This is a genomic window from Pseudomonas sp. m6p (assembly GCF_055760375.1).
Window position 1 is genome coordinate 5,995,624 of record NZ_CM147084.1, and the last position, 24,377, is coordinate 6,020,000.

Sequence of the window (24,377 nt, forward strand, 5' to 3'; positions counted from 1 at the left end):
CACCGCAGCTATCGGCGACAGAGAGAGAAATTATCGTGTCCGTTCGCAAGTACCAGAATCACACCCCGCAGCTCGGTAAAGGCGCGTTTGTCGACGCCTCCGCGGTGGTGATCGGCGACGTCGAAATCGGCGAAGACAGCTCCGTGTGGCCGCTGACCGTGATCCGTGGCGACATGCACCGCATCCGCATCGGTGCGCGCACCAGCGTGCAGGACGGTTGCGTGTTGCACATCACCCACGCCGGTCCATTCAACCCGGACGGTTTTCCGCTGCTGATCGGCGATGACGTGACCATCGCCCACAAGGTCATGCTGCATGGCTGCAGCGTTGGCAGCCGCGTATTGATCGGCATGGGCAGCATTGTCATGGACGGCGCGCAGGTCGAGGATGATGTGATCATCGGCGCCGGCAGCCTGGTACCACCGGGCAAGCGCCTGGAAAGCGGCTTCCTGTACGTGGGCAGCCCGGTGAAACAGGTCCGTCCGTTGACTGACAAGGAACGCGCCTTCTTCACCTACAGCGCGGCGAACTACGTGAAGCTCAAGGACCTGCATCTGGCCGAAGGCTACGACCAGCTCTGAATCGACCTACACCTGCTCAGGATTTCTCATGCATTACCAGACCGTACTGTTCGACCTCGATGGCACCCTGACCGACCCGCGAGAGGGCATCACCCGATCCATCCAGTTCGCTTTGAGCAAACTCGGCATCGACGAGCCGGACCTGAGCAAACTCGAACACTTCATCGGCCCGCCGCTGTTGCAGGCGTTCATGCAGTTCTATGGCTTCGACGAGGCCAAGGCCTGGGAGGCGGTGAATTTCTATCGCGAACGCTTCAAAGTCACCGGCCTGTACGAAAACCGTGTGTTCGATGGCGTCACACCGTTGCTCGAGACCCTGAGCGGGCAAGGGCGACAGCTGTACATCGCGACCTCCAAACCTTGGGAGTTCGCCCGGGAAATCGCCCGGCACTTCGACTTCGCCAAACACTTCAAGGTGATCTACGGCAGTGAGCTGGATGGCACGCGGACCAACAAGGTCGAGCTGATTGCGCATCTGATCGCTGAAGAAGGGCTGGATCCGCGCAACACGCTGATGATCGGCGATCGCAAGCACGACCTGATCGGCGCGCACAGCAACGGCGTGGACGCGGCGGCGGTGGGGTATGGGTTTGGCAGTTTTGAAGAGTTGAGCGCTGAGGCGCCGGCTTATCACTTTGAAACGCTGGCCGAGTTGCATCAGGCGTTTTTGCGGCGCTGATGAGTCAGTCTTCGCCAGCAAGCCCGCTCCCACAGGTGAGCAGTGTGCGCAGGTTCACCCGAATCCATGTGGGAGCTGGCTTGCCAGCGATGAGGCCGGATCAGCCGACATCAGTTCAAGATCCGGCCAAAGCTTTCAAGGCCGCTTTACGCTCCGCGACAGGTAACCCGCCTAGCTTCTCGACCTCAACATAAAACCGCTCCCAATCCCCGCCAACCTGCCTGAACAACGCCGCAAACGCGGGCACCCACTGGTCATACAGCCCAAACGGCAACAACCGCGCATTGTTCAGCGGCAGATTCACCCACGCGTCATAACGCTTGTCCCCAGCCCACTGGCTGTCGCGCATGACCCGGTAATCGCGCCGAAACTGCTCGAACGCCGCCGCTTTACGCTCGCGCATCTGCTCGGCCGGCAGCGGCTGGGCGTAGAGTGCTTCAAGCCGCGACCGCGTTTCGAGTACCCGTTCGATAAATTGATCACGCTGTTTGAGCCGCGAGTCGGTATCCGCCGGTAGACCACGAAACGCCCGCCACTGTCGGGTTCCTTCCTGCTCGACAAATGTGGCGAAGGACTCGTTGAACTCGGTGTCGTCCTTTACATAAAAGCGCTGATGCGCCAGTTCATGAAAGATCAGCGTAGCCAGACGCTCATCGCCCCAGCCCATCATCGAATTGAGGATCGGGTCATTGAACCAGCCGAGGGTCGAATAGGCCTCGACGCCGCCAATCGACACATCCATGCCTTGCAGACGCTGGATCGCCGCTTCGCCGCGCGCGGCGCTCTGGCTGTAGTAGCCGCGATAGGCCACGCAACCGGCGATCGGGAAGCAATGGTTCTGCGGCTTCAGGGAAAACTCCGGGGTGGCGAACACGTTCCACACCACATAGGGCCGGCCAATGTCGGCGTATAGCCGATAGCTCTGGTTGTCCGGCAGGTGCAGGTGTTCGCTGGCAAAGTTCCGGGCCTTCTGTGACTGGCGCAGGTGCGTGCGCAGCTTGGCGTCGCGGCTCGGGTCGGCGATCACCTTGGCCACTGGCTCGCGCGCGCGCAGCAACTGCAATTGGCCGCTCGCCAACTGGCTGTAATAGCTGACGCTGGAACAACCGTTGAGCAACAAAAACATCACACCCGGAAACAAAATCCGAAAAACGCGATCAAGTAACCCATGGCTTGGAAGCGGCCTGCTCAAAATAAAAATCCTTTGGAAAGTCTGCCCGCAAGACTATCCCGCCATTTGGAGCTTCGCTATGCGCATGTTGTTGCTGACAGGAGGCCTGCTGACGCTGGCCGGATGTGCCGGATTCGGAATGCCCGACCCTGACCCCTCGCAAGCCTGGATCGATCTCGATGCCCGGCAACAGGACACGGCGCTGCAAGCGCTGAAGGTCGATGACAAGGCGACCGTCGACAAACGTTATTTTGAGGTCGAGCCCGGCAGCCACCAATTACAGGTGCGCTACCAATTCCCGGTCGAAGCCACCAACATCGGCCCCGATGCCGAACCGCTATGGCGCGACTGCCAGTTGAATTTGAAATTCAAGGACTTCAACGCCGGTCAGCGCTATCAGCTGCAAGCTGGCAGCATCGGTTTCCGGCCATGGGCGAAGCTCTATGACGAGCAGCACAATGTGGTCGGCCAAGGTACGCCGGCAGGCTGTCAGCGCACGTGATCAGCGCTATGCTGGAAGTCTGAATCCTTGGACATCCATCATGCGCAAGTTGATGTTGTTGCTCGCAGTCGGCGCTATCGCCGGCTGCCAGACGCCACTGCCGCCGGTCGATCCGCAAATGGCCTGGGTCGACTTCTCAACCCCGACCCCCGGCGGAAAACTGCTCATGGCCGAGCGCCTGGACAATCAACGGCTGACTGATGGGCGTTTCTTTCAGGTCACGCCTGGTAGCCACGAGCTGCGGGTGCGGTTTGACTTCGAGGTGTTTGGTGGCGGCGGTGCGCTGATGACCGGCCCGATCGAGCGGCTGTGCTACCTGTACATCCGCTACGACCATTTCGAAGCCGGCCAGCGTTATCTGCTGGAAGGTCGCTCGCTAGGGTTCACCCCGAGCGCCCGCCTGTACAACGCCAAGCATGAGATCGTAGCTGAGGATCACGACATGGACTGCCTCAGCTGAGACGGATCAGTTGTCGTTCTTCTGATAAATAATTGCCTTGCTGCCGTTTTCACAGGTGCCCACGACCATGGCCACGTCGTGCTTGTCGGCCTCTTCCTTGCTGACGATTTCCAGCGTGTAGGACGGCACGGCGTTCGCCTGGATCTTTACTTCGATTTCTTTTCTGAGTTCTTCACAGTCTTTCGGTGCGGCAAGAACCGTTGTGGCCAATGCACTGCAGAGGATCGCCAAGCCAATACGTTTCATATCCTGAAGCTCCATGGGGCAGCGCGCACGGGCGTGCGCTGAAGCTGCTGTCACTTATTCGACCATATTCTTGCAGCGCAGGTTCTGATGTCGCTCACATCTTCAGCAATTGCGGTGCTATTCAGTCCACCTTCGCGAGCAGGCTCGCTCCCACTTTGAAATGCATTCCAAAGTGGGAGCGAGCCTGCTCGCGAATGGGTCAGTCAGCGCCGACTTAGCTGACCAGCGAAGCCTCAAGGGTAATCTTCGCATTCAATACCTTGGATACCGGGCACCCTTCCTTGGCCTTGTTGCTCAGTTCTTCAAACTGCGCCTGAGTAGCGCCCGGGATTTTCGCCTTGAGGATCAACTTGATCGCGGTGATGGCAAAGCCACCCTCGACCTGATCCAGCGTGACCTCTGCCTGAGTATCGATGCTCTCGGCCTTCAGACCCGCATCACCGAGAATCATCGAAAACGCCATGGAAAAACAGCCGGCATGCGCGGCGCCGATCAGTTCTTCCGGGTTGGTGCCCTTACCGCCCTCGAAGCGGGCCTTGAAGCCGTAAGGCGCTTCTCTGAGGACGCCGGTCTCGGTAGAGATCGAGCCGATGCCGGTTTTCAGATCGCCTGCCCAATGCGCGGATGCTTTCTTCACGATAGCCATGTCTGCCTCCTCAAGATCTGGCGCGAAACGCCGCGCCGTCGTGGTTTTTGCTTGCAAGGCTTCTGAGGATAGACGCCGGGACAAAGTTCAGCTCAGGTGAATCGTTGACTTTTTTAGTAGGATTTTTCCCTCAGCTATTGAAACTCGGGTATATGCCCTCATTGCACAGAACACGCTTATGAATTCGGCAGGTTTTCGTTCGCAAGAAAAAACCTGCACCCCACTCGGAGACGCAGGTTTATGAAGCAACTGTCCGACGTAAAGTTTTCCACCCTCGATCTGGTGCCGGTGCGCGAGAACGGTAGCCCGGCGCAATCGCTGCGCAACTCGCTGGATCTGGCGCAGCACGTCGAGAAATTCGGCTACACCCGCTTCTGGGTGGCCGAGCACCACAACATGGACGGCATCGCCAGCTCCGCCACCTCGGTGCTGCTGGGTTATCTGGCCGGGGGGACTTCGACGATTCGCGTCGGCTCCGGCGGGGTAATGCTGCCCAACCACGCACCGCTGGTGATCGCCGAGCAGTTCGGCACTCTTGAAAGCCTGTACCCGGGACGCATCGATCTGGGGCTGGGCCGCGCGCCCGGGTCCGACCAGATGACGGCCCGCGCTCTGCGCCGCGAACGCTCCGGCAGTGCCGACGATTTCCCGGAAGACGTCGCCGAGCTGGCGCGCTTCCTCGGCCCGCGCACTCCGGATCAACGGGTGATCGCCATGCCCGGCACCGGCACCCATGTGCCGATCTGGCTGCTCGGCTCCAGCCTGTTCAGCGCGCAACTGGCCGGTGAGCGCGGCTTGCCTTACGCCTTCGCCTCGCACTTCGCTCCACGTTTCATGCATGAGGCGATTCGCGTCTATCGCAACCACTTCAAGCCCTCGGCGGTGCTCGATAAACCGTACGTGATGCTCGGGGTACCGCTGGTGGCGGCGGATACCGATGAGCAGGCCGATTACTTGGCGACCTCGGTGTATCAGCGAATTCTGGCGCTGATGCGTGGGCAGAGTCTGGTGCAGCGTCCGCCGGTGAAAACCATGGACGGCCTGTGGCTGCCTCATGAGCGCGAGGCGGTGGGGGATTTCCTCGGCCTGGCGATGGTCGGCAGCCCGCAGAAGATCCGCGCGAAACTGGAAGTGCTGGTCGAGCAGACTCAGGCCGACGAGCTGATTTTCACTTGCGACCTGTATGAACACGCCGATCGCCTGCATTCCTACGAACTGCTGGCGCAGGTCATGAAAGGATAAACGCGGCGCCCTGTAGGAGCTGTCGAGTGAAACGAGGCTGCGATCTTTTGATCTGATTTTTCAAAGCCACGATCAAAAGATCGCAGCGTGCCGCAGCTCCTGCATGTAAATCATCGCCCACAAAAAAGCCGACGCCTTCGCGTCGGCTTTTGCATTTCAGGCGCAATCAACCGCGTTTGTAGACGATTTCCTTGGCGCCGCCTTCACAGGTGCCGACGACTTTGCCGTCAGCGGCCGCACCCTTGTCGACAACCTCCAGTGAATACCCGGAAACGTGCTTGGCATCCAGCTTCGCCGCAATTTCGCTTTTCAACTCTTCACAAGGCTTGCCAGCAGCCAACGCGCCACCCGCAAGGCTCAACAAACCTACTGCCAATATGAACTTCTTCATCGGTCGCACTCCCTGGTCGGATTAAAAGAGGCGGGCACCGGCTCTGCCGATGCGCTCACCTTGTAGCGCTTTGCCATTCCTATGGCACTCGGCCAGCGCGCAAGTTCAGAAGCGTAGCCCAAACTCAGCTGCTGGCAATGCGGAAGCCGACTTTGAGGGTTACCTGGAAATGCGCAGCCTTGCCGTCCTTGATGTGGCCACGCGTCTCGACCACTTCAAACCACTCCAGATGCTTGATGCTCTTGTTGGCTTCGGCCAGCGCGTTGTTGATGGCGTCTTCGATGCTGCTGGTGGACGAGCCGACCAGCTCGACTTTCTTGTAGGTGTGATGGTCACTCATGGCGATCTCCTTGACGTGTGGATTTGAGACTAGCAGTGAATCTGCACTGTTGATTTCGGCGGCTCGATGCAAGCGAAGTTCAGATTTTCTGCACTTTCTCAAACCGCTGAAGTCCCAACCAACACACGCCACTCATCACCAATGCAGGAGAGCCACCATGGCCAACACCTCTTTACGTAAAGCCTCGTTGCAAAGCATGGAAGCCGAGATCGAGAGTCTGCTCAAATCGTTGGAAAGCCTGAAGGACGACGCGTCCGACGAGTCGCGCAAGACCCTCAAGGCGCTCAAGAGCAACGCTGAAAGCGCGCTGAAACATTCGCGCAGCCTGCTCAGCGATGCCTATGAAGAAGTCAAAGTCAAAACCCGCGAGACCGGCATCGCCACCCGCGATTACGCTCAGGAACATCCTTGGACCACTGCCGGTGTGGCCGTCGGTGCAATCGGTCTGCTGGCCGCTTACCTGCTGTTCAAGCGCGGCGAGTGATCCGTCTGGCGCAGCTCGTTCTTGAGCCATTGCGCCAGTTGCCGGGCGCGCCCGTCTGCGGCGCGCTTGGGTAGCCACAACGCCAGTTGCGCCGGGGTTTCGCAGAAGCCCCACGGTGCAACCAGGCGACCGGCCTTCAGGTCTTCGGCCACCAGCGGCTCGGGCGCGATTGCCACGCCAAGTCCGGCCACTGCGGCTTCCAGCAGATAATACAAATGCTCAAAACCTTGCCCCAACTTCAACGCCTTGGCGTCGAGGTGATTTTGCTGTGCCCAGCTCGGCCAGGCTTGCGGACGCGACGTGGTGTGCAGCAGCGGCTCGCTGAGCAAGGCTGACGCCGGCGCTGCCTGCAGGCGTTGATGACCGCTGAACAGCGGGCTCAGCACCGGGCCGATACGTTCTGCGGCCAGTTCGTAGACCTGCATGTCTACCGGCCATGGTGGCTCGGCGAAGAGCAGCAAGGCATCGAGACCTGGGCGCCGTGGATCGAGATCACCTTCGCCAGCTGACAGGTGCAGACGCAAGTCCGGCAAGTCCGCGTTGAGTCGTCCCAGGCGTGGAATAAACCAGCGCGCCAACAGACTGCCGGAGCAGCCGAGCACGAACGGCGCGTCAGCGGTGTTTTGCGTCAGCTCGGCACACACACTGCGCAACCGATCAAAGGCCTCAGCACTGGCGTCTCGCAGACGGACCCCGGCATCTGTGAGTTTCAAGCCGCGACCATCCTTGACGAACAGGCTCACGCCCAGATGCTCTTCGAGCACTTTGAGCTGACGGCTGACTGCACCATGAGTGACGTGCAGTTGCTCGGCAGCCTGACTGACGCTGTTCAGTCGGGCGGTGGCTTCGAATGCGCGCAAGGCGTTCAGCGGGGGAAGGTCATGGCTCATGATATCTGTGAGTTTTCCTGACAGGTTGTGGCGATCTTATCGGTTTTCAGCCTGGAAGGTCAGGGGTAGAGTGGCGTCATTGTCTTCTGACCCGAATTCACCTGGAGCACATCATGACCCAGACTTCGAACACCTCCAACCTGCGCAGCGGCCCTGACGATAACGGCCTGTTCGGCGCGTTCGGCGGCCGCTACGTGGCGGAAACCCTGATGCCGTTGATCCTCGATCTGGCCCGTGAATACGAAGCGGCCAAGGAAGATCCAGCGTTTAAAGAAGAGCTGGCCTACTTCCAGCGTGACTATGTCGGGCGTCCGAGCCCGCTGTACTTCGCCGAGCGTCTGACCGAGTTCTGCGGCGGCGCGAAGATTTACCTCAAGCGCGAAGAGCTGAACCACACCGGCGCGCACAAGATCAACAACTGCATCGGCCAGATCCTGCTGGCGCGGCGCATGGGCAAGAAACGCATCATCGCCGAGACCGGTGCCGGCATGCACGGCGTGGCGACTGCTACCGTGGCCGCACGTTTCGGTCTGGATTGCGTGATCTACATGGGCACCACCGACATCGAACGCCAGCAGGCCAACGTGTTCCGCATGAAGCTGCTGGGCGCCGAAGTGATCCCGGTGGTGGCCGGCACCGGCACTCTGAAAGACGCGATGAACGAAGCGCTGCGTGACTGGGTGACCAATGTCGACAGTACCTTCTACCTGATCGGCACCGTGGCCGGCCCGCACCCGTACCCAGCCATGGTGCGCGACTTCCAGGCGGTGATCGGCAAGGAAACCCGCGAGCAGCTGCAAGCCCAGGAAGGTCGTCTGCCGGACAGCCTGGTGGCGTGCATTGGTGGCGGTTCCAACGCCATGGGCCTGTTCCACCCGTTCCTCGATGATCAAAGCGTCGAAATCATCGGCGTCGAAGCGGCCGGTTACGGCATCGAAACCGGCAAGCATGCGGCCAGTCTGAACGGCGGCGTGCCGGGTGTGCTGCACGGCAACCGTACCTTCCTGTTGCAGGACGACGATGGCCAGATCATCGACGCCCACTCGATTTCCGCCGGTCTCGATTATCCGGGCATTGGCCCTGAGCACGCCTGGTTGCATGACATCGGCCGCGTTCAGTACACCTCGGTCACCGACGACGAAGCCCTCGCTGCGTTCCACCAGTGCTGCCGCCTCGAAGGCATCATCCCGGCACTGGAAAGCGCTCATGCGTTGGCTGAAGTGTTCAAACGCGCGCCGAAACTGCCGAAGGATCACCTGATGGTGGTCAACCTCTCCGGCCGTGGCGACAAAGACATGCAGACCGTCATGCACCATATGGAACAGTCGAAGCAGGAGAAACACTGATGAGCCGCCTGCAAACCCGTTTTGCCGACCTCAAGCAACAGAATCGCGCCGCGCTGGTGACCTTCGTCACCGCCGGTGATCCGGACTACGACACCTCGCTGGCGATCCTCAAAGGCCTGCCGGGCGCTGGCGCCGACGTGATCGAGCTGGGCATGCCGTTCACCGATCCGATGGCCGACGGTCCGGCCATTCAACTGGCGAATATCCGTGCCTTGGACGCCAAGCAGAATCTGGCGAAAACCCTGCAAATGGTTCGCGAGTTCCGTGAAGGCAACAGCGACACGCCGCTGGTGCTGATGGGCTATTTCAACCCGATCCACATGTACGGCGTTGAACGTTTCATCGCTGATGCCAAGGAAGCGGGTGTCGACGGTTTGATCGTGGTCGACATGCCGCCAGAGCACAACAATGAACTGTGCGACCCGGCACAGGCTGCGGGTCTGGACTTCATCCGCCTGACCACCCCGACCACTGATGATGCGCGTCTGCCGAAAGTGCTCAATGGCAGCTCGGGCTTCGTTTACTACGTGTCGGTGGCCGGCGTGACCGGTGCCGGTGCAGCAACTCTGGAGCATGTCGAAGAGGCGGTCACCCGTTTGCGTCGCCACACTGACCTGCCGATCAGCATCGGTTTCGGTATCCGTACTCCGGAGCAGGCGGCGTCCATCGCTCGTTTGGCGGACGGGGTGGTGGTGGGTTCGGCACTGATCGATCACATCGCCAATGCGACCACGCCGGCCCAGGCTGTCGATGGCGTGCTGGGTCTGTGCAAGGCGCTGTCCGAGGGCGTGCGTCAGGCCCGCGTCAGCTGAAGGTAAAGTTCCTGATACAGAGGAATTAGCGCCTCACATCACGGCCTAATTGAGCAAGACCGAGGGATTCAGAACCACGTTCTGAATCCCTTTTTTGCTGTTGGTGCCGTGAGGAAAGACCCGATGAAAATGCCGAAACGTCTGATTGCCGGACTGGGCGTGCTGATGCTCAGCGCGACGCCGCTGCTGGCCAGCGCCGATCCACGCGATGATCATGACCACGGCGGCCCGCAGCAGGGCCACTACGATAACCGTGGTGACGATCACCGTGGCCCGCAGAACGACCACCGTGGCGGCCCGCCACACGACTTCGGCCCGGTGCGGCAGACCATTCGCGACAACCACGGCTACTTCGTACGTGGCGCACCGCCGCCACCGGGCATTCATCTGGAACGCGGCCGGCCGTTGCCGCACGGTTACTACGGCGAGCGGCTGGACGGGCGGGCGCTGAGCCGTCTGCCGGTGTATCCGGGTTATGAGTGGCGCCGGGCCGGTGGGGACATTGTGCTGATCGCGGTGGGTACCGGGATCGTTTACGAAATTCTGGACGGTGTTTTGTACTGATTTACAGGCAGTAAAAAGATCGCAGCCTGCGGCAGCTCCTACATTTATCTCTGTAGGAGCTGCCGCAGGCTGCGATCTTTTGCTTTTAAGGCAACTCCAGCCCGCCGGAGGCCTTGTGCAGTTTGCGCAGGTGCTCGCCGATCTGCTTCACGTTGGCTTCGCTGGCGGCAATCTCGGCCGCTCGCTTGGGCTCCAGCAACTTGCGCACTTCCTTGTCCAGATCGCCACTCAGCGCCAGCAGTTGTTTCTGGCGTTGGCTGCTTTCGTCTTGCAGGCGCTTGAACTCGCTCGGTTGCGGCAAACCGTAACCGCGGCTGTCGAGCAGTTCCGCCGGACGACTGAGGAAGCCGCTGTTGGCGAGAATTTCCTGCAGGGTCGCGTTGGCCTTGTCCATGCCACCGTTATCCAGCTCCCGGGCACCGAGGTAGCGTTGCTTGACCTCATCCTGGGCCAGCAGCAACTGGCGGCGATAACTCGCCTGTTCCAGCAGCAACAACGCTGCACTGGTGCGCAGGTCTGCGCGCTCGAACCACTGCCGGCGTTCTTCGGCAGACAGCGATAGCCAGTCCTCGACGGTGGTCTGTTTGATCGGCAGCTGCTTTTTCAACACATCGAACATCGCCTGATAGCGATCGCGGAACGAGTCGAAGCGATAACCCAGGCGCAAGGCTTCCTTGGGGTCGTCCAGTACGCTGGTGTCGGCCAGGCCACGACCTTTCAATACTTCCAGCAAGCCATTGGGCATGATGCTGTCCAGACCGACCAATTGCTTGTTGTTGCTGCCGCTGCGCAACAACTTGAGACTTTCCACGGCGCAGTTGTTGGACAGGAAGAAGTAGTTGCCGTCGTAACTCCAGTGCATCTCGGCGGCGTGTTCGACCACCTCTTCAATTTCCTTGCGCGACAGGTTCAGCGGTACCGAAGCGAGGCTGCGCAGTTCGGTCTTGGTGTATTCGTCGATGACCTGTGCGAGTGGCAGCACGAACAGCCGTGACGGGTACTTGCCGACCAGTCCATCCCAGCTCGACAGCTGCACGTCACCGACAAAGGCGCGGTACGACAACACCAGATGCTGGTCGAGGTCGAGCCGGCAATCCGGGCCCCGTGGTCGCCCCGGCGCACAGATCACCAGGCGCAGCATGCTGTGGCCCCAGCGGCTGACCCAGTTCTGGTTGGCTTCGGCGAGCAGGTAGTCGACGGCATACACCCGCTCCGGATCGACCTGTCCCAGTGGCTGTTTGGCGAAGTCGTTACCGGCATTGAGGAAGGCGAAGGTGTTGCTGCAGGTGTCCCTGGCCGGTGGTGCCCAGCCGAAGCGCTCTTTGTAGTAGCGATAGAGCGCAGGACGTCGGCAGGCGTAGCTCGGGTCGAGGAGGAAATACTCCATGTTGACCGCGACAAACTCTTTCGGACTGGAAATCTCGTACAGATCCGGGCTGCGGGCCACCTGGCGGTTGTGCTGTTCACGCTCGCCGCGCCGCCCGACGTACTGTTGCCAGCCGGCGAGGTCGAGCAGGCGCGGGTCATCGCTGAGGGTGAAGCGGCGTTCAGTCTGGCCGCGACACTCGTCGGGAATGCCGATCAGGCCGGCGCTGTTGCTGCGGCGAGTGCAGCGCTGGATCAGCGTGCGCTCGGCGGCGGGCCACAGGCGCGCGCGGTCATAAATGTGGGTGAGCTCGTGCAACACGGTTGCCAGCAGCTCCTGGCGCACGGTGCCGTGAGGGCGATTGGTCTTTTCTTTGGCCGCGCTGCCGTCGGTGAGGCCGGCGAGCAGTTTGCGGTTCAGGTCGAGTTCGGCAACCAGGGTCGCCTGGCCGTAGGCGTTGCCGGGCATGTCGTCGGACCAGCCGACGTCGATGCGCCGGTCCAGCTGTTCGACGAAGCTGGGCGGCAGCTTCTGCATCGCTTCATCGAGCAGCGCCTGACTGGCCTGTTGCTGGGCGGGGCTCAGACCGTCGGTCTTGAGCCGCAATTGCAGGCTGGCGTGGGCGCTGTTGCCAAGCAGCAACAACGCCCCGGCCAGTAGCCAGGCGCCGAGTGACTTCACAGGGCAAGAATGGCTTCGGCGAGCACCTGATCGCTGGCGTCGCGGGCTTCCGGCACGCGGGTGCGCAAGGTGTTGAGGGCGGCTTCCAGGTGAGCACCACGGATATCGCCGTTGGTGGCAACAAAGCTGGCGGCATCGTCATGGGCTTCGCGGATGATTTTCGAATCGCGAATCGACGTGGTGGTATCGGAGGTGAAATCGATGGTGCGCTGGGAGGCACGAACGATGATGTTACTGGTGGCTACCAGGGTGTGCGCCTGGGCCACGTCGGCCAATACAAACAGGCCAAGGGCGGCAGCAATCAGCGGGCTACGCATGGAACGACTCCGGAAGGGCAATGATAACGAAGGACTGAGATAACTATTGGACGAGAATTGCCTGTGCCAGTTCAAGGTCGCTGACATGAAGTTTCGGTCGGGATTTGCGCAAGTAATGCAGGGCGGATTCGAGCTGCGCGCCGCGCAATTCACCGTCACTGGCAACAAACGCCGCCGCGTCATCATGAGCGGCGATGATCAGTTTACGGTCGAATGGCGCGGAAGACACCATTCCGGTGGCCCAGACCGTCACCACTGTATTTTGCGTGGAGATATCAAAGGCATCGACCGACGTCGCCCAGCAGGCGCTGAACAAGGCACAGGGAATAAGCAGGTTGGTCAGAAAACGCATGGGACTCGATAACGGCTAGCGAATCTCAAGGCTAGCGTAATGCCCGGGCCAGAGCCAGTGGCGAAACATCGGGACACGACTGGCGTGTCCCGTCCGGCAACGTCCGATCAGATCGCCAGAATGGCTTGCGCCAGTTGGAAGTCGGTCGCGTTCAGTTGTGGTGCCTGGTGGCGGATCAGGTCCAGGGCGCTTTCCAGTTTGACGCCGCGGATCTGGCCTTCGCTGGCGACGAAGCTGGCAGCGTCATCACGCGCGGCGATCACGACCTTGTTGTCACGCAGCGAAGAGCTGACGTCGGACGTGGCGTCCGAGGAGGACTTCAGCGCGCCAACCACGGCGTCGGTGGTGACGATGAAGCTGGAGGCGCTGGCGTTGGCAGCCACGGCCAGCAAGGCGGCAGCGCTGAGCAGGCGAAGACGGGACATGGTGTATCTCCTGATAGTAAACCGTATTGAGAGGTGGCTTGTGTCTGAGACTCAGACGCGGGTTACGGAAGATTCGCCACGTTCTGGCATGGATATTAGGCCTGCGCGCAAGGTTCGGACAGTGGGCAGAATGCTAGCGCCAGAAGGGTTTCTCCAGCTCGTTGAGCCGATCGGCGTGGCTCATACCCAGATCCGCGAGGTCGCGCTGCCCCAGCTGGGCCAACAGACGCCGCGTCCTGGCGCGCTCCAATCCCTGCCATAGGCTACGAACCAGGCGCCGCAGCAGGTGCGAGTGAATGAGGGGTTGAATCGACGCTGTCGAAACATCCTGTAAGTCTTTCATGGCATTTTCCTTAAGCCGAGGAGGGTTAAGGACAGGCTGCGCCCGATGCAGTTTTGCCGGCAGATACACCGATGAAGAATTGTACTGGTTCAGATTTTGATTATTTAGAACTGTACCTGTTGTTTGAACAACCTGCTGTACGGGCCTTTCGAACCCTGAAACGACAAGACCCGTCGCGGTTTCCCGCGACGGGTCTTGTGTGTTCAATTCGGGTTGCTGGCGGTGGGTCTAACGACCAGAGCCAGCGACGCTACTTAGCGCCAGAACGGCTTGCTCAGCTCTTCGTAGCGTTGTGCTTCGCTGATACCGGCGTCAGCCAGCAGACGCGAATCCAGACGAGCCAGTTGGTGGCGGCTGGAAATGCGGCGCTGCCACAACATCAGGTTGGCGATAACGCGCAGAGGCAGGGAAGCCTGGGATTTTGCAGCTTTGTCTTCGAAGAACAGTTCGGAACTGAGTGTACGTTCCATGGTTGACATCCTTCCGCTTGTGGCGGGATCAGGTAGTGGTTTAACTGGTGCCCATGATCCTCTCGTTTGCCTAGTCTCTCTAGATACAGTTCAACTGTATTGTGAGTGACCAGTTAACTGTTTATAGGTGGTGTATGGGTCAAAATTGAGCAAACTGTACCTGTACGCACTTTTGTGGTGCGTTTTTGCTCAAATGGAGGGAGGGAGTAGGCAAAAGCCGTAGGAAACAACCAGTACAGCAGTACAGTTTTTGTCGAGTGGGAGGGATTAAAAAACCGCTGACACAAACTGTGTTTGCATCAGCGGTTTGACTGTACGAATTACACCGCGAGCATGCGACCGGTTTCTTCCAGATTCATGTGCCAGCTCAACGCTTCGCGGAGGATGTGCGGGGTATGACCGCCGATGGCGCAGGCGGCGGTGAAGTAGTCATTCAGCGCCTCGCGGTAATCGGGGTGCACGCAGTTATCGATAATCACCCGGGCACGTTCGCGCGGGGCCAGGCCGCGCAGGTCGGCCAGACCGATTTCGGTCACCAGGATGTCGACGTCATGCTCGGTGTGGTCGACGTGGCTGACCATCGGCACCACGCTGGAAATCGCCCCGCCCTTGGCGATCGATTTGGTCACGAACACCGCGAGGTGCGCGTTGCGCGCGAAATCACCCGAGCCACCGATGCCGTTCATCATCCGTGTGCCGCAGACGTGGGTAGAGTTGACGTTACCGTAGATGTCGAACTCCAGCGCGGTGTTGATGCCGATGATGCCCAGACGACGCACCACTTCCGGGTGATTGGAGATCTCTTGCGGGCGCAGCACCAGTTTGTCCTTGTACTTCTCCAGATTGCCGAACACGTCGCTGTTGCGCCGCTCCGACAACGTGATCGAGCTGCCCGAAGCGAAGCTCAGCTTGCCGGCGTCGATCAGGTCGAAGGTCGAGTCCTGCAGTACTTCGGAATACATGGTCAGTTCTTCGAACGGCGAATCGATCAGGCCGCACATCACTGCGTTGGCGATGTTGCCGATCCCGGCCTGCAACGGGCCGAGCCTGTTGGTCATGCGACCGGCGTCGACTTCCTGCTTGAAGAAGGTGATCAGATGCTCGGCGATGGCGTTGGTGTCGACATCCGGGGTCGACACCGTGGACGGCGAATCTGCCTGCTGGGTGATGACGATGGCGACAATCTTTTCCGGCGGGATCGGGATTGCGGTGTTGCCGATGCGATCGTCGACTTTCACCAGTGGGATCGGCGTGCGCGTCGGGCGATAGGTCGGGATATAGATGTCATGCAGGCCTTCGAGGTTGGCGTTGTGCGCCAGGTTGATCTCGACGATTACCTGTTTGGCAAAAATCGCGAAGCTTGCCGAGTTGCCCACCGAAGTGGTCGGCACGATGTGGCCCTGCTCGGTGATGGCCACGGCTTCGATCACGGCGATGTCCGGCAGCTTCAGTTGCTGATTGCGCAGTTGCTCGACGGTTTCCGACAGGTGCTGGTCGATGAACATCACTTCGCCGGCGTTGATTGCCTTGCGCAAGGTGCTGTCGACCTGAAATGGCATGCGCCGCGACAGCACGCCGGCCTCGGTCAGCTGTTTGTCGAGGTCGTTGCCCAGGCTGGCGCCGGTCATCAGGCTGATCTTCAGCGGCGTGACCTTGGCTCGCTCGGCCAATGCGTGAGGGACAGCTTTGGCTTCGCCCGCGCGGGTGAAGCCGCTCATGCCGACGGTCATGCCGTCTTCAATCAGCGCGGCGGCGTCGGCGGCGCTCATCACTTTATCCAACAACGAAGGCAGGCGAATACGGTCACGGTACATGGATTATTTTCTCGGGAAGCGAGTATCAGGATGCGCAGTCTAGTGAATTTCGCGGGCGCCTGTCCCGCTACCAAGGTCGCAAACGAGGCGTCTATTTAGCGGGTTTGAAGTAAAACACCGTTACCGGATCTGCAACAACGCGGCAAATTGTCCGACGCTTTGCGCAAACGAAAACGCCCCGATAAGTCGGGGCGTCCGGTGCTACTGCGGAGGATTATTCGACCGCTTTGACCATGTCTTCGATGACTTTTTTCGCGTCGCCGAAGACCATCATGGTTTTGTCCAGGTAGAACAGTTCGTTGTCCAGACCGGCATAGCCGCTGGCCATCGAGCGCTTGTTGACGATGATGGTCTTGGCCTTGAACGCTTCGAGAATCGGCATGCCGGCAATCGGCGATTTCGGATCGTTCTTGGCGGCCGGGTTGACCACGTCGTTGGCGCCGAGCACCAGCACCACGTCGGCTTGGCCGAACTCGGAGTTGATGTCTTCCATCTCGAACACCTGGTCGTAAGGCACTTCGGCCTCGGCGAGCAGGACGTTCATGTGCCCAGGCATGCGACCGGCCACCGGGTGGATCGCGTATTTCACGGTTACGCCACGGTGTGTCAGCTTCTCGGTCAGCTCTTTCAACGCATGCTGCGCGCGGGCCACCGCCAGGCCGTAGCCCGGGACGATGATCACGGTGTCGGCGTTGGTCAGCAGGAAGGTCGCGTCATCCGCCGAACCGGATTTCACCGGACGGGCTTCTTTCGCACCGGCGGGTCCTGCGTCGGCCGTATTGCCGAAACCACCGAGCAGTACATTAAAGAAGGAACGGTTCATCGCCTTGCACATGATGTACGAGAGGATTGCGCCGCTCGAACCCACCAGCGAGCCGGCGATGATCAGCATCGAGTTGTTCAGCGAGAAGCCGATACCCGCTGCAGCCCAGCCCGAATAGCTGTTGAGCATCGACACCACCACCGGCATGTCGGCACCGCCGATCGGGATGATGATCAGCACGCCCATCACGAACGCCAGCGCCAGCATCAGCGCGAACGCGGCGAGGTTACCGGTGAGCATGAAGGTTATGCCGAGCACCAGCGTTGCCAGGCCCAGAACCGCGTTCAGCTTGTGCTGACCGCTGAACTGTACCGGTGCACCCTGAAACAGGCGGAACTTGTACTTGCCCGACAGCTTGCCGAAGGCGATCACCGAACCGGAGAAGGTGATCGCACCGATCGCCGCACCGAGGAACAGTTCCAGACGATTACCCGCCGGGATCGAATCACCCAGATGTTTGACGATGCCCAGCGATTGCGGCTCAACCACCGCAGCAATGGCGATGAACACCGCCGCCAGACCGATCATGCTGTGCATGAAGGCGACCAGTTCCGGCATCTTGGTCATTTCGACGCGTTTGGCCATGATCGAGCCGGCAGTGCCGCCGATCAGCAGGCCAACGATCACATAGCCGATACCGGCAGTCGCCAGCTCGGCACCCAGCTTATAGATGAGGCCGATGGTGGTGAGAATGGCCAGCGCCATGCCGAGCATGCCGAACAGATTGCCGCGCCGCGAGGTGGTCGGGTGCGAGAGGCCTTTGAGGGCCTGGATGAAGCAGATCGACGCGATCAGGTAGAGCGTCGTGACGAGATTCATGCTCATTACTTCGGCGCCTCTTCTTTTGCTTTCGGGGCTTTCTTCTTGAACATCTCAAGCATGCGGCGGGTAACCAGGAAGCCACCGAACACATTGACCGCAGCCAGTGCCACGGCGAGGGTGCCCATGGTCTTGCCCAGTGGCGTGACGGTCAGCGCAGCAGCGAGCATGGCGCCGACGATCACAATCGCCGAAATGGCGTTGGTCACCGCCATCAGTGGCGTGTGCAGCGCAGGTGTAACGTTCCAGACCACGTGGTAACCGACATAAATCGCCAGCACGAAGATGATCAGGTTGTAGATACCGGGGGAGATAAGCTCTTCCATCGTCTGAATCCCTGCTTAGGCGTTTTTGCGGATGACTTGGCCGTCGCGGCACATCAGGCACGCGGCGACGATGTCGTCTTCGAGGTTGACGTCGAACTGGCCTTCTTTGGTGAACACCAGCTTGAGGAAGTCCAGCAGGTTGCGGGCGTACAGCGCCGAAGCATCTGCGGCGACTTCACCGGCGAGGTTGGTCGGGCCGACGATGGTCACGCCGTTCTCGACCACCACTTGATCGGCGACGGTCAGCGGGCAGTTGCCGCCCTGGGCTGCCGCGAGGTCGATGACCACCGAGCCCGGCTTCATCTGCGCCACGGTGTCTGCGCTCAACAGTGTCGGCGCCTTGCGGCCCGGGATCAGTGCGGTGGTGATGACGATGTCGGCCTGCTTGGCGCGCTCGTGCACAGCCTGGGCCTGACGCTGCATCCAGCTTGCCGGCATTGGTCGCGCGTAACCGCCGACACCGACCGCGCATTCGCGCTCTTCGTCAGTTTCGTAAGGGACGTCAACGAACTTGGCGCCGAGGGATTCGATCTGTTCCTTCACCGCCGGACGCACATCAGACGCTTCAATCACCGCGCCCAGACGTTTCGCCGTGGCAATCGCCTGCAGCCCGGCCACGCCGGCACCCAGAATCAGCACGCGCGCCGCTTTCACGGTACCCGCAGCGGTCATCAGCATCGGCATGAAGCGCGGATAGTAGTGCGCGGCCAGCAGCACTGCCTTGTAGCCGGCAATGTTCGCCTGCGACGACAGCACATCGAGGCTCTGTGCGCGAGAGGTGCGCGGCGCCGCTTCCAGGGCGAACGCGGTAATCCCGCACTCGGCCATTTTGGCGATGGTTTCGTTATTGAAGGGGTTGAGCATGCCAACCAGCACCGTGCCACGCTTGATCAGCGCCAGTTCGGCGTCGCTGGGGGCGACCACTTTGAGAATCAGCTCGGCACCGAACGCATCGTTGGCACTGCCAATGGTTGCGCCCGCCGCTTCATAGGCACTGTCGACAACGCTGGCTTTGACGCCAGCGCCGGTTTGCACAGTGACCTTATGTCCTTGGCTGATCAGCTTTTTAATGGTTTCCGGGGTTGCAGCAACCCGTGTTTCACCGGTCTGGGTTTCGAGAGGAACACCAATGTGCACGTCAAATCTCCTGCGTGATCTTATTGAGTAAACCCAGGCACTGCGGATGGTGCGACTGGGGCGGCCGATCAGCACGATCCCGCCAAATCAGGGCGGGGCGCGGCATTTTGCAGGCGAACTTTATGCCCTTCAAGGGATTATGACGGGTGACGGAAAATTAACTACAAGTCATCCCGTGACCGAATGTCGCAGATGGCCAGTTGAATCCCTTGCAGGCCGTGCCTTGCAAGGATTCTGGCTGAATCTGAAAAAAATTCTCATCGGCGGCGTGAATAGGACGTAATGAGTCGCCAATAGAGGCTCAAAGCCACGTCCACAGGCGCTTGTGGGACGTCTGTACGACTTTCGGATACAGTCTGCGATTTTGCGACAAATACTTATATCTGTAGGGCTTTGAATTTCCTGACTACCGGGTTAGTAATTGTTGTAAGCCTTTATCCTTCTAGGCTGTAGCTGTTTGCCTGATTGACCAGCCAATCGCGAAATGCCTTGAGTGACGCCGATTCGACCTTGCGCTCCGGAATCATCAGGTAATACGCCTTGATGCTGGAGAGTGCATCCGGGTTGGCGATCACCAAGCGTTTCTCGGCCAGTTCGCGTTGAATCAGGAACGGCGGAATCAGTGCGATCCCCATGTCGTGCATGGCCGCCTGGGCCAGCATGGAGAATAGCTCGTAGCGTGGGCCTGTCATGTCGCGGGGGATGTTCAACTGCTGTGAGTTAAACCATTGGCGCCAGGCATAAGGGCGAGTGGTTTGTTGCAGCAACGGCAGCTCGGCGATCTCGTCAGCCGTCAGATGCGTTCTATTGCCGAGTAGGGCTGGGCTGCACACTGGCATCGGATTTTCGCCCATCAGTCTGTGGGACTCGGTACCCGACCAATCGGCGTCTCCGAAGTAGATCGCTGCGTCGAAATCGGTGTCGGCAAACAGGAACGGACGGGTGCGGTTGGTCAGGTTAACCGTCACTTCCGGGTGCTTGAGCTGGAAATCCTTGAGCCGCGGCAGCAGCCATTGCGTGCCGAAGGTCGGCACCACCGCCAGTTCGATCACGTTGGTGCCCTGTTGGCCCATGACCGAGAGCGTGTCGCGCTCGACGGCATCGAGTTGCGTGGCCACCCGACGGCTGTAGGACAGCCCCGCTTCCGTCAGCTTCACACCGCGTCGCGAGCGTCGGAACAGTTCCACACTGAGGAACTCCTCAAGGCTGGCAATCTGTCGGCAAATGGCGCCTTGGGTGAGGGAAAGTTCTTCGGCGGCCTTGGTAAAGCTTTCGTGGCGAGCGGCGGCCTCGAAGCTGATCAGGGCTGTGGTGCTGGGAATCTTCCTGCGCATGTACGTCAACCTCACTAATGCGCCGCTTAAAAGGCATTCAGCGACGTTTCGGAGTGAGAAATTAGCACAACAGGATGCGAAATCCTCGTTTGCCGCGCTGGCGAACCGGGCCTAGGATCAATGCCACGTTAATTCACCGATTTACGAGGACACACTCATGGGCGGTAAAGCTAGCTTCAACTGGATCGATCCCCTGCTGCTGGATCAACAGCTCACCGAAGAAGAGCGCATGATTCGCGACACTGCCGCCCAGTTTGCTCAGCAAAGCCTGGCGCCACGTGTCCTCGAAGCGTTCCGCCATGAGAAAACCGACCCGGCGATCTTTCGCGAAATGGGCGAAGTCGGCCTGCTCGGCGCGACGATCCCTGAGCAATACGGTGGCAGCGGTTTGAACTACGTCAGCTACGGTCTGATTGCACGTGAAGTGGAGCGCGTCGACTCCGGCTACCGTTCGATGATGAGCGTACAGTCCTCGCTGGTGATGGTGCCAATCAACGAATTCGGCACTGAAGCGCAGAAACAGAAATACCTGCCGAAACTGGCGTCCGGCGAATGGATCGGCTGCTTCGGTCTGACCGAACCCAACCACGGTTCCGATCCGGGTGCGATGATCACCCGTGCGCGCAAAGTCGACGGCGGTTACAGCCTGACCGGCGCCAAGATGTGGATCACCAACAGCCCGATCGCCGACGTATTTGTAGTCTGGGCCAAAGACGATGCCGGCGACATCCGTGGCTTTGTCCTGGAGAAAGGCTGGAAGGGCCTGAGCGCACCGGCGATTCACGGCAAGGTTGGCCTGCGCGCATCGATCACCGGCGAAATTGTCATGGACAACGTTTTCGTACCGGAAGAGAACATCTTCCCGGACGTGCGTGGTCTGAAAGGTCCGTTCACTTGCCTCAACTCGGCGCGCTACGGCATCTCTTGGGGCGCGTTGGGCGCTGCCGAATTCTGCTGGCACACCGCTCGCCAATACACCCTTGATCGTCAGCAGTTCGGTCGCCCATTGGCCGCGACTCAGCTGATCCAGAAGAAGCTGGCCGACATGCAGACCGAGATCACCTTGGCACTGCAAGGTTGCCTGCGTCTGGGGCGCATGAAGGATGAAGGTACTGCGGCGGTCGAAATCACCTCGATCATGAAGCGCAACTCCTGCGGCAAGTCGCTGGATATTGCCCGGATGGCCCGTGACATGTTGGGGGGCAACGGTATTTCCGACGAGTTCGGTGTGGCCCGTCACCTGGTCAACCTGGAAGTGGTGAATACCTATGAAGGTACTCACGACGTTCACGCGTTGATCCTGGGGCGCGCGCAAACCGGTCTGCAGGCGTTCTATTAACAGGAGAGCGACCATGGGCGCGCTGTCGCATCTGCGAGTACTGGATTTATCGCGCGTGCTGGCCGGGCCGTGGGCCGGGCAGATACTTGCCGACCTTGGCGCCGAGGTAATCAAGGTCGAGCGTCCGGGCAATGGCGATGACACGCGCGCCTGGGGGCCGCCCTTCCTCAAGGACGCATACGGGGAAAACACCAGCGAGGCGGCTTACTACTTGTCGGCCAACCGCAACAAGCAATCGGTGACGATCGACTTCACTCGGCCTGAAGGTCAGAGCCTCGTGCGGGAGCTGGCGGCGAAGTCGGACATTCTCATCGAGAACTTCAAGGTCGGGGGGCTGGCCGCCTATGGGCTGGACTACGAGTCGCTGAAGGCGATCAATCCGGATCTGATCTATTGCTCGATCACCGGCTTCGGTCAAACCGGGCCGTATGCCAAGCGCGCCGGTTATGACTTCATGATCCAGGGGTTGGGCGGGCTGATGAGCCTGACCGGTCGCCCTGAAGGTGATGAAGGCGCCGGGCCGGTGAAGGTGGGTGTGGCGCTGACGGACATCCTTACTGGTTTGTATTCGACCGTGGCGATTCTGGCAGCGCTGGCTCATCGTGATCACGATGGCGGCGGGCAACACATCGATATGGCTTTGCTGGATGTGCAGGTCGCCTGTCTGGCCAATCAGGCGATGAATTACCTGACTACGGGCAATGCGCCCAAGCGTCTGGGCAATGCGCATCCGAACATCGTGCCTTATCAGGACTTCCCCACGGCTGATGGTGATTTCATTCTTACCGTTGGCAATGACGGCCAGTTCCGCAAGTTCGCCGAGGTGGCTGGGCAGCCGCAGTGGGCGGACGATCCGCGTTTCGCAACTAACAAGCTGCGGGTGGCTAACCGCGCGGTGTTGATTCCGCTGATTCGTCAGGCAACGGTATTCAAGACCACCGCCGAATGGGTGGCGCAGTTGGAGCAGGCGGGCGTGCCGTGTGGGCCGATCAATGATCTGTCCCAGGTGTTTGACGATCCGCAGGTGAAAGCACGTGGGTTGGCGATAGAGCTGCCGCATGCCCTGGCAGGAATGGTCCCGCAGGTGGCGAGTCCGATCCGGCTGTCGCAAACGCCTGTCGAATACCGTCGCGCGCCTCCTTTATTGGGCGAGCATACGTTGGAGGTTTTGAAGCGGGTGTTGGGTATGGGCGCTGGCGCCGTGGAGGCACTCAAGGCTGATGGGGTGCTTTGAAATACTCCTCTATATAGAAGGAGTGGTTTTTCCGGCTTATGTATAGACGCAGCTGTGTGTTTTTTAACCGGTCCGTAAGTTGTTGAAAGAAAACTGAAATTAACGGTTGACGGCAGATTCTGGAGGTCTATAATTCGCCCCACTTCCGGCGCGGTCGAAACGGAAAACTCCTTGAGATTCAATGAGTTACGCGGTTTTCGACAGCGGGTCGCTTCAGTTCATCGAAGCCTGGAAGGGGTTGAAAGAGCGGTGATGTTTGGCTCTTTTGACGGTTCGATCTTCTCGGTCGAAAGCGGAGAAAAAGAGGTGTTGACAGCAGCGTGTAACGCTGTAGAATTCGCCTCCCGCTAACGAGAGATCGGAAGCGCAAGTGGTTGAAGTTGTTGAAGAATTCTTCGAAAACTTCTGAAAATAATCACTTGACAGCAAATGAGGCTGCTGTAGAATGCGCGCCTCGGTTGAGACGAAAGATCTTAACCAACCGCTCTTTAACAACTGAATCAAGCAATTCGTGTGGGTGCTTGTGGAGTCAGACTGATAGTCAACAAGATTATCAGCATCACAAGTTACTCCGCGAGAAATCAAAGATGTAACCAACGATTGCTGAGCCAAGTTTAGGGTTTCTTAAAAACCCAAAGATGTTTGAACTGAAGAGTTTGATCATGGCTCAGATTGAACGCTGGCGGCAGGCCTAACACATGCAAGTCGAGCGGATGAAAGGAGCTTGCTCCTGGATTCAGCGGCGGACGGGTGAGTAATGCCTAGGAATCTGCCTGGTAGTGGGGGACAACGTTTCGAAAGGAACGCTAATACCGCATACGTCCTACGGGAGAAAGCAGGGGACCTTCGGGCCTTGCGCTATCAGATGAGCCTAGGTCGGATTAGCTAGTTGGTGAGGTAATGGCTCACCAAGGCGACGATCCGTAACTGGTCTGAGAGGATGATCAGTCACACTGGAACTGAGACACGGTCCAGACTCCTACGGGAGGCAGCAGTGGGGAATATTGGACAATGGGCGAAAGCCTGATCCAGCCATGCCGCGTGTGTGAAGAAGGTCTTCGGATTGTAAAGCACTTTAAGTTGGGAGGAAGGGTTGTAGATTAATACTCTGCAATTTTGACGTTACCGACAGAATAAGCACCGGCTAACTCTGTGCCAGCAGCCGCGGTAATACAGAGGGTGCAAGCGTTAATCGGAATTACTGGGCGTAAAGCGCGCGTAGGTGGTTTGTTAAGTTGGATGT

Annotated in this window: 28 protein-coding genes and 1 rRNA gene (1 of these 29 running past the window's edge); 12 read left to right on the top strand and 17 right to left on the bottom strand. The window is 59.5% G+C overall.

What is annotated here, in order from left to right; all coding sequences use genetic code 11:
• Nucleotides 1-35: 35 nt before the first annotated feature.
• Both ACYZUM_RS27450 and ACYZUM_RS27455 read left to right on the top strand, forming a co-directional pair.
• Nucleotides 36-581 (top strand): gamma carbonic anhydrase family protein, encoded by a 546-nt coding sequence (locus tag ACYZUM_RS27450; RefSeq protein ID WP_108181278.1) that lies wholly within the window; start codon nucleotides 36-38, stop codon nucleotides 579-581.
• A gap of 28 nt (nucleotides 582-609) precedes the next feature.
• Nucleotides 610-1,260 carry an HAD family hydrolase gene (locus ACYZUM_RS27455; RefSeq protein WP_108181279.1) on the top strand — a complete coding sequence of 217 codons (651 nt, stop codon included), beginning with the start codon at nucleotides 610-612 and terminating at the stop codon, nucleotides 1,258-1,260.
• Between the two features lie 115 nt (nucleotides 1,261-1,375).
• Here ACYZUM_RS27455 and ACYZUM_RS27460 read toward each other — a convergent pair whose 3' ends face one another.
• Nucleotides 1,376-2,452 (bottom strand): aminopeptidase, encoded by a 1,077-nt coding sequence (locus ACYZUM_RS27460; protein WP_108181280.1) that lies wholly within the window; start codon nucleotides 2,450-2,452, stop codon nucleotides 1,376-1,378.
• A 58-nt stretch (nucleotides 2,453-2,510) separates the two neighbouring features.
• Here ACYZUM_RS27460 and ACYZUM_RS27465 point away from each other — a divergent pair, with 58 nt between their 5' ends.
• Together ACYZUM_RS27465 and ACYZUM_RS27470 are read left to right on the top strand one after the other, a co-directional pair.
• Nucleotides 2,511-2,933 carry a PA0061/PA0062 family lipoprotein gene (locus ACYZUM_RS27465; protein WP_108181281.1) on the top strand — a complete coding sequence of 141 codons (423 nt, stop codon included), beginning with the start codon at nucleotides 2,511-2,513 and terminating at the stop codon, nucleotides 2,931-2,933.
• A 40-nt stretch (nucleotides 2,934-2,973) separates the two neighbouring features.
• Nucleotides 2,974-3,393, top strand: a complete 420-nt coding sequence (locus ACYZUM_RS27470) for a PA0061/PA0062 family lipoprotein (RefSeq protein ID WP_041074745.1) — start codon at nucleotides 2,974-2,976, stop codon at nucleotides 3,391-3,393.
• 6 nt (nucleotides 3,394-3,399) lie between these two features.
• Here the strand turns inward: ACYZUM_RS27470 and ACYZUM_RS27475 are convergent, their stop codons facing one another.
• Both ACYZUM_RS27475 and ACYZUM_RS27480 read right to left on the bottom strand, forming a co-directional pair.
• A complete protein-coding gene (locus ACYZUM_RS27475; RefSeq protein WP_007962817.1) occupies nucleotides 3,400-3,639 on the bottom strand; it encodes a DUF1161 domain-containing protein in 240 nt (79 codons plus the stop codon).
• A 214-nt stretch (nucleotides 3,640-3,853) separates the two neighbouring features.
• Nucleotides 3,854-4,285, bottom strand: a complete 432-nt coding sequence (locus ACYZUM_RS27480; protein WP_007962818.1) for an OsmC family protein — start codon at nucleotides 4,283-4,285, stop codon at nucleotides 3,854-3,856.
• 240 nt (nucleotides 4,286-4,525) lie between these two features.
• On the opposite strand from ACYZUM_RS27480, the gene ACYZUM_RS27485 reads away from it, so the two are divergent.
• Nucleotides 4,526-5,527, top strand: coding sequence for an LLM class flavin-dependent oxidoreductase (locus tag ACYZUM_RS27485; protein WP_086794121.1), 1,002 nt, complete (start codon nucleotides 4,526-4,528; stop codon nucleotides 5,525-5,527).
• 166 nt (nucleotides 5,528-5,693) lie between these two features.
• Here ACYZUM_RS27485 and ACYZUM_RS27490 read toward each other — a convergent pair whose 3' ends face one another.
• A complete protein-coding gene (locus tag ACYZUM_RS27490) occupies nucleotides 5,694-5,918 on the bottom strand; it encodes a DUF1161 domain-containing protein (protein WP_047297488.1) in 225 nt (74 codons plus the stop codon).
• A 124-nt stretch (nucleotides 5,919-6,042) separates the two neighbouring features.
• Nucleotides 6,043-6,258, bottom strand: a complete 216-nt coding sequence (locus ACYZUM_RS27495) for a dodecin (protein ID WP_027610201.1) — start codon at nucleotides 6,256-6,258, stop codon at nucleotides 6,043-6,045.
• Between the two features lie 157 nt (nucleotides 6,259-6,415).
• On the opposite strand from ACYZUM_RS27495, the gene ACYZUM_RS27500 reads away from it, so the two are divergent.
• Nucleotides 6,416-6,742 carry an ElaB/YgaM/YqjD family protein gene (locus ACYZUM_RS27500; protein WP_003220391.1) on the top strand — a complete coding sequence of 109 codons (327 nt, stop codon included), beginning with the start codon at nucleotides 6,416-6,418 and terminating at the stop codon, nucleotides 6,740-6,742.
• On the opposite strand, the gene ACYZUM_RS27505 is transcribed toward ACYZUM_RS27500, so the two are convergent.
• A complete protein-coding gene (locus ACYZUM_RS27505) occupies nucleotides 6,715-7,632 on the bottom strand; it encodes a LysR family transcriptional regulator (RefSeq protein WP_108181282.1) in 918 nt (305 codons plus the stop codon). The genes ACYZUM_RS27500 and ACYZUM_RS27505 overlap by 28 nt on opposite strands.
• A gap of 113 nt (nucleotides 7,633-7,745) precedes the next feature.
• Here ACYZUM_RS27505 and trpB point away from each other — a divergent pair, with 113 nt between their 5' ends.
• From trpB to ACYZUM_RS27520, 3 genes are all read left to right on the top strand, one after another.
• A complete protein-coding gene (gene trpB, locus ACYZUM_RS27510; RefSeq protein ID WP_041074734.1) occupies nucleotides 7,746-8,978 on the top strand; it encodes a tryptophan synthase subunit beta in 1,233 nt (410 codons plus the stop codon).
• Entirely contained in the window at nucleotides 8,978-9,790 is an 813-nt protein-coding gene (trpA, locus tag ACYZUM_RS27515) for a tryptophan synthase subunit alpha (protein WP_108181283.1), read from the top strand. Before trpB ends, trpA begins: the two co-directional genes overlap by 1 nt.
• 123 nt (nucleotides 9,791-9,913) lie before the next feature.
• Nucleotides 9,914-10,354 (top strand): anti-virulence regulator CigR family protein, encoded by a 441-nt coding sequence (locus ACYZUM_RS27520; RefSeq protein WP_027610197.1) that lies wholly within the window; start codon nucleotides 9,914-9,916, stop codon nucleotides 10,352-10,354.
• An 85-nt stretch (nucleotides 10,355-10,439) separates the two neighbouring features.
• Here ACYZUM_RS27520 and ACYZUM_RS27525 read toward each other — a convergent pair whose 3' ends face one another.
• From ACYZUM_RS27525 to ACYZUM_RS27575, 11 genes are all read right to left on the bottom strand, one after another.
• Nucleotides 10,440-12,401, bottom strand: coding sequence for a DUF7844 domain-containing protein (locus tag ACYZUM_RS27525; RefSeq protein ID WP_108181284.1), 1,962 nt, complete (start codon nucleotides 12,399-12,401; stop codon nucleotides 10,440-10,442).
• On the bottom strand, nucleotides 12,398-12,718 hold the full coding sequence (locus ACYZUM_RS27530; RefSeq protein WP_041074727.1) for a DUF2388 domain-containing protein: 321 nt from the start codon (nucleotides 12,716-12,718) through the stop codon (nucleotides 12,398-12,400). Before ACYZUM_RS27530 ends, ACYZUM_RS27525 begins: the two co-directional genes overlap by 4 nt.
• 43 nt (nucleotides 12,719-12,761) lie before the next feature.
• A complete protein-coding gene (locus ACYZUM_RS27535; RefSeq protein ID WP_108181285.1) occupies nucleotides 12,762-13,070 on the bottom strand; it encodes a DUF2388 domain-containing protein in 309 nt (102 codons plus the stop codon).
• 107 nt (nucleotides 13,071-13,177) lie between these two features.
• Entirely contained in the window at nucleotides 13,178-13,495 is a 318-nt protein-coding gene (locus ACYZUM_RS27540) for a DUF2388 domain-containing protein (protein WP_007962831.1), read from the bottom strand.
• 133 nt (nucleotides 13,496-13,628) lie between these two features.
• On the bottom strand, nucleotides 13,629-14,045 hold the full coding sequence (locus tag ACYZUM_RS27545) for a DUF1127 domain-containing protein (RefSeq protein ID WP_411157869.1): 417 nt from the start codon (nucleotides 14,043-14,045) through the stop codon (nucleotides 13,629-13,631).
• 47 nt (nucleotides 14,046-14,092) lie between these two features.
• Complete coding sequence (locus ACYZUM_RS27550; protein ID WP_041074721.1) at nucleotides 14,093-14,308, bottom strand: DUF1127 domain-containing protein; 216 nt, start codon at nucleotides 14,306-14,308, stop codon at nucleotides 14,093-14,095.
• A gap of 320 nt (nucleotides 14,309-14,628) precedes the next feature.
• A complete protein-coding gene (locus ACYZUM_RS27555) occupies nucleotides 14,629-16,122 on the bottom strand; it encodes an acetyl-CoA hydrolase/transferase family protein (RefSeq protein WP_108181287.1) in 1,494 nt (497 codons plus the stop codon).
• A 214-nt stretch (nucleotides 16,123-16,336) separates the two neighbouring features.
• Entirely contained in the window at nucleotides 16,337-17,770 is a 1,434-nt protein-coding gene (locus ACYZUM_RS27560) for an NAD(P)(+) transhydrogenase (Re/Si-specific) subunit beta (RefSeq protein ID WP_108181288.1), read from the bottom strand.
• Entirely contained in the window at nucleotides 17,770-18,090 is a 321-nt protein-coding gene (locus ACYZUM_RS27565) for an NAD(P) transhydrogenase subunit alpha part 2 (protein WP_003220416.1), read from the bottom strand. Before ACYZUM_RS27565 ends, ACYZUM_RS27560 begins: the two co-directional genes overlap by 1 nt.
• Before the next feature lie 15 nt (nucleotides 18,091-18,105).
• Nucleotides 18,106-19,227 (bottom strand): Re/Si-specific NAD(P)(+) transhydrogenase subunit alpha, encoded by a 1,122-nt coding sequence (locus tag ACYZUM_RS27570; RefSeq protein ID WP_025112356.1) that lies wholly within the window; start codon nucleotides 19,225-19,227, stop codon nucleotides 18,106-18,108.
• A gap of 434 nt (nucleotides 19,228-19,661) precedes the next feature.
• Entirely contained in the window at nucleotides 19,662-20,561 is a 900-nt protein-coding gene (locus ACYZUM_RS27575; RefSeq protein WP_041074774.1) for a LysR family transcriptional regulator, read from the bottom strand.
• Between the two features lie 157 nt (nucleotides 20,562-20,718).
• On the opposite strand from ACYZUM_RS27575, the gene ACYZUM_RS27580 reads away from it, so the two are divergent.
• From ACYZUM_RS27580 to ACYZUM_RS27590, 3 genes are all read left to right on the top strand, one after another.
• A complete protein-coding gene (locus ACYZUM_RS27580; protein ID WP_003220420.1) occupies nucleotides 20,719-21,900 on the top strand; it encodes an acyl-CoA dehydrogenase in 1,182 nt (393 codons plus the stop codon).
• A gap of 13 nt (nucleotides 21,901-21,913) precedes the next feature.
• Nucleotides 21,914-23,134 carry a CaiB/BaiF CoA transferase family protein gene (locus tag ACYZUM_RS27585; RefSeq protein WP_108181289.1) on the top strand — a complete coding sequence of 407 codons (1,221 nt, stop codon included), beginning with the start codon at nucleotides 21,914-21,916 and terminating at the stop codon, nucleotides 23,132-23,134.
• Between the two features lie 644 nt (nucleotides 23,135-23,778).
• A 16S ribosomal RNA gene (locus tag ACYZUM_RS27590) occupies nucleotides 23,779-24,377 on the top strand (it continues 938 nt past the right edge of the window).

Coding starts and splice junctions, on each gene's coding strand:
- ACYZUM_RS27455 (WP_108181279.1), top strand. CDS start 610: ATGCATTACCAGACCGTACTGTTCGACCTCGATGGCACCCTGACCGAC.
- ACYZUM_RS27465 (WP_108181281.1), top strand. CDS start 2,511: ATGCGCATGTTGTTGCTGACAGGAGGCCTGCTGACGCTGGCCGGATGT.
- ACYZUM_RS27470 (WP_041074745.1), top strand. CDS start 2,974: ATGCGCAAGTTGATGTTGTTGCTCGCAGTCGGCGCTATCGCCGGCTGC.
- ACYZUM_RS27475 (WP_007962817.1), bottom strand. CDS start 3,639: ATGAAACGTATTGGCTTGGCGATCCTCTGCAGTGCATTGGCCACAACG.
- ACYZUM_RS27480 (WP_007962818.1), bottom strand. CDS start 4,285: ATGGCTATCGTGAAGAAAGCATCCGCGCATTGGGCAGGCGATCTGAAA.
- ACYZUM_RS27485 (WP_086794121.1), top strand. CDS start 4,526: ATGAAGCAACTGTCCGACGTAAAGTTTTCCACCCTCGATCTGGTGCCG.
- ACYZUM_RS27490 (WP_047297488.1), bottom strand. CDS start 5,918: ATGAAGAAGTTCATATTGGCAGTAGGTTTGTTGAGCCTTGCGGGTGGC.
- ACYZUM_RS27495 (WP_027610201.1), bottom strand. CDS start 6,258: ATGAGTGACCATCACACCTACAAGAAAGTCGAGCTGGTCGGCTCGTCC.
- ACYZUM_RS27500 (WP_003220391.1), top strand. CDS start 6,416: ATGGCCAACACCTCTTTACGTAAAGCCTCGTTGCAAAGCATGGAAGCC.
- ACYZUM_RS27505 (WP_108181282.1), bottom strand. CDS start 7,632: ATGAGCCATGACCTTCCCCCGCTGAACGCCTTGCGCGCATTCGAAGCC.
- trpB (WP_041074734.1), top strand. CDS start 7,746: ATGACCCAGACTTCGAACACCTCCAACCTGCGCAGCGGCCCTGACGAT.
- trpA (WP_108181283.1), top strand. CDS start 8,978: ATGAGCCGCCTGCAAACCCGTTTTGCCGACCTCAAGCAACAGAATCGC.
- ACYZUM_RS27520 (WP_027610197.1), top strand. CDS start 9,914: ATGAAAATGCCGAAACGTCTGATTGCCGGACTGGGCGTGCTGATGCTC.
- ACYZUM_RS27530 (WP_041074727.1), bottom strand. CDS start 12,718: ATGCGTAGCCCGCTGATTGCTGCCGCCCTTGGCCTGTTTGTATTGGCC.
- ACYZUM_RS27535 (WP_108181285.1), bottom strand. CDS start 13,070: ATGCGTTTTCTGACCAACCTGCTTATTCCCTGTGCCTTGTTCAGCGCC.
- ACYZUM_RS27540 (WP_007962831.1), bottom strand. CDS start 13,495: ATGTCCCGTCTTCGCCTGCTCAGCGCTGCCGCCTTGCTGGCCGTGGCT.
- ACYZUM_RS27550 (WP_041074721.1), bottom strand. CDS start 14,308: ATGGAACGTACACTCAGTTCCGAACTGTTCTTCGAAGACAAAGCTGCA.
- ACYZUM_RS27555 (WP_108181287.1), bottom strand. CDS start 16,122: ATGTACCGTGACCGTATTCGCCTGCCTTCGTTGTTGGATAAAGTGATG.
- ACYZUM_RS27560 (WP_108181288.1), bottom strand. CDS start 17,770: ATGAGCATGAATCTCGTCACGACGCTCTACCTGATCGCGTCGATCTGC.
- ACYZUM_RS27565 (WP_003220416.1), bottom strand. CDS start 18,090: ATGGAAGAGCTTATCTCCCCCGGTATCTACAACCTGATCATCTTCGTG.
- ACYZUM_RS27575 (WP_041074774.1), bottom strand. CDS start 20,561: ATGCGCAGGAAGATTCCCAGCACCACAGCCCTGATCAGCTTCGAGGCC.
- ACYZUM_RS27580 (WP_003220420.1), top strand. CDS start 20,719: ATGGGCGGTAAAGCTAGCTTCAACTGGATCGATCCCCTGCTGCTGGAT.
- ACYZUM_RS27585 (WP_108181289.1), top strand. CDS start 21,914: ATGGGCGCGCTGTCGCATCTGCGAGTACTGGATTTATCGCGCGTGCTG.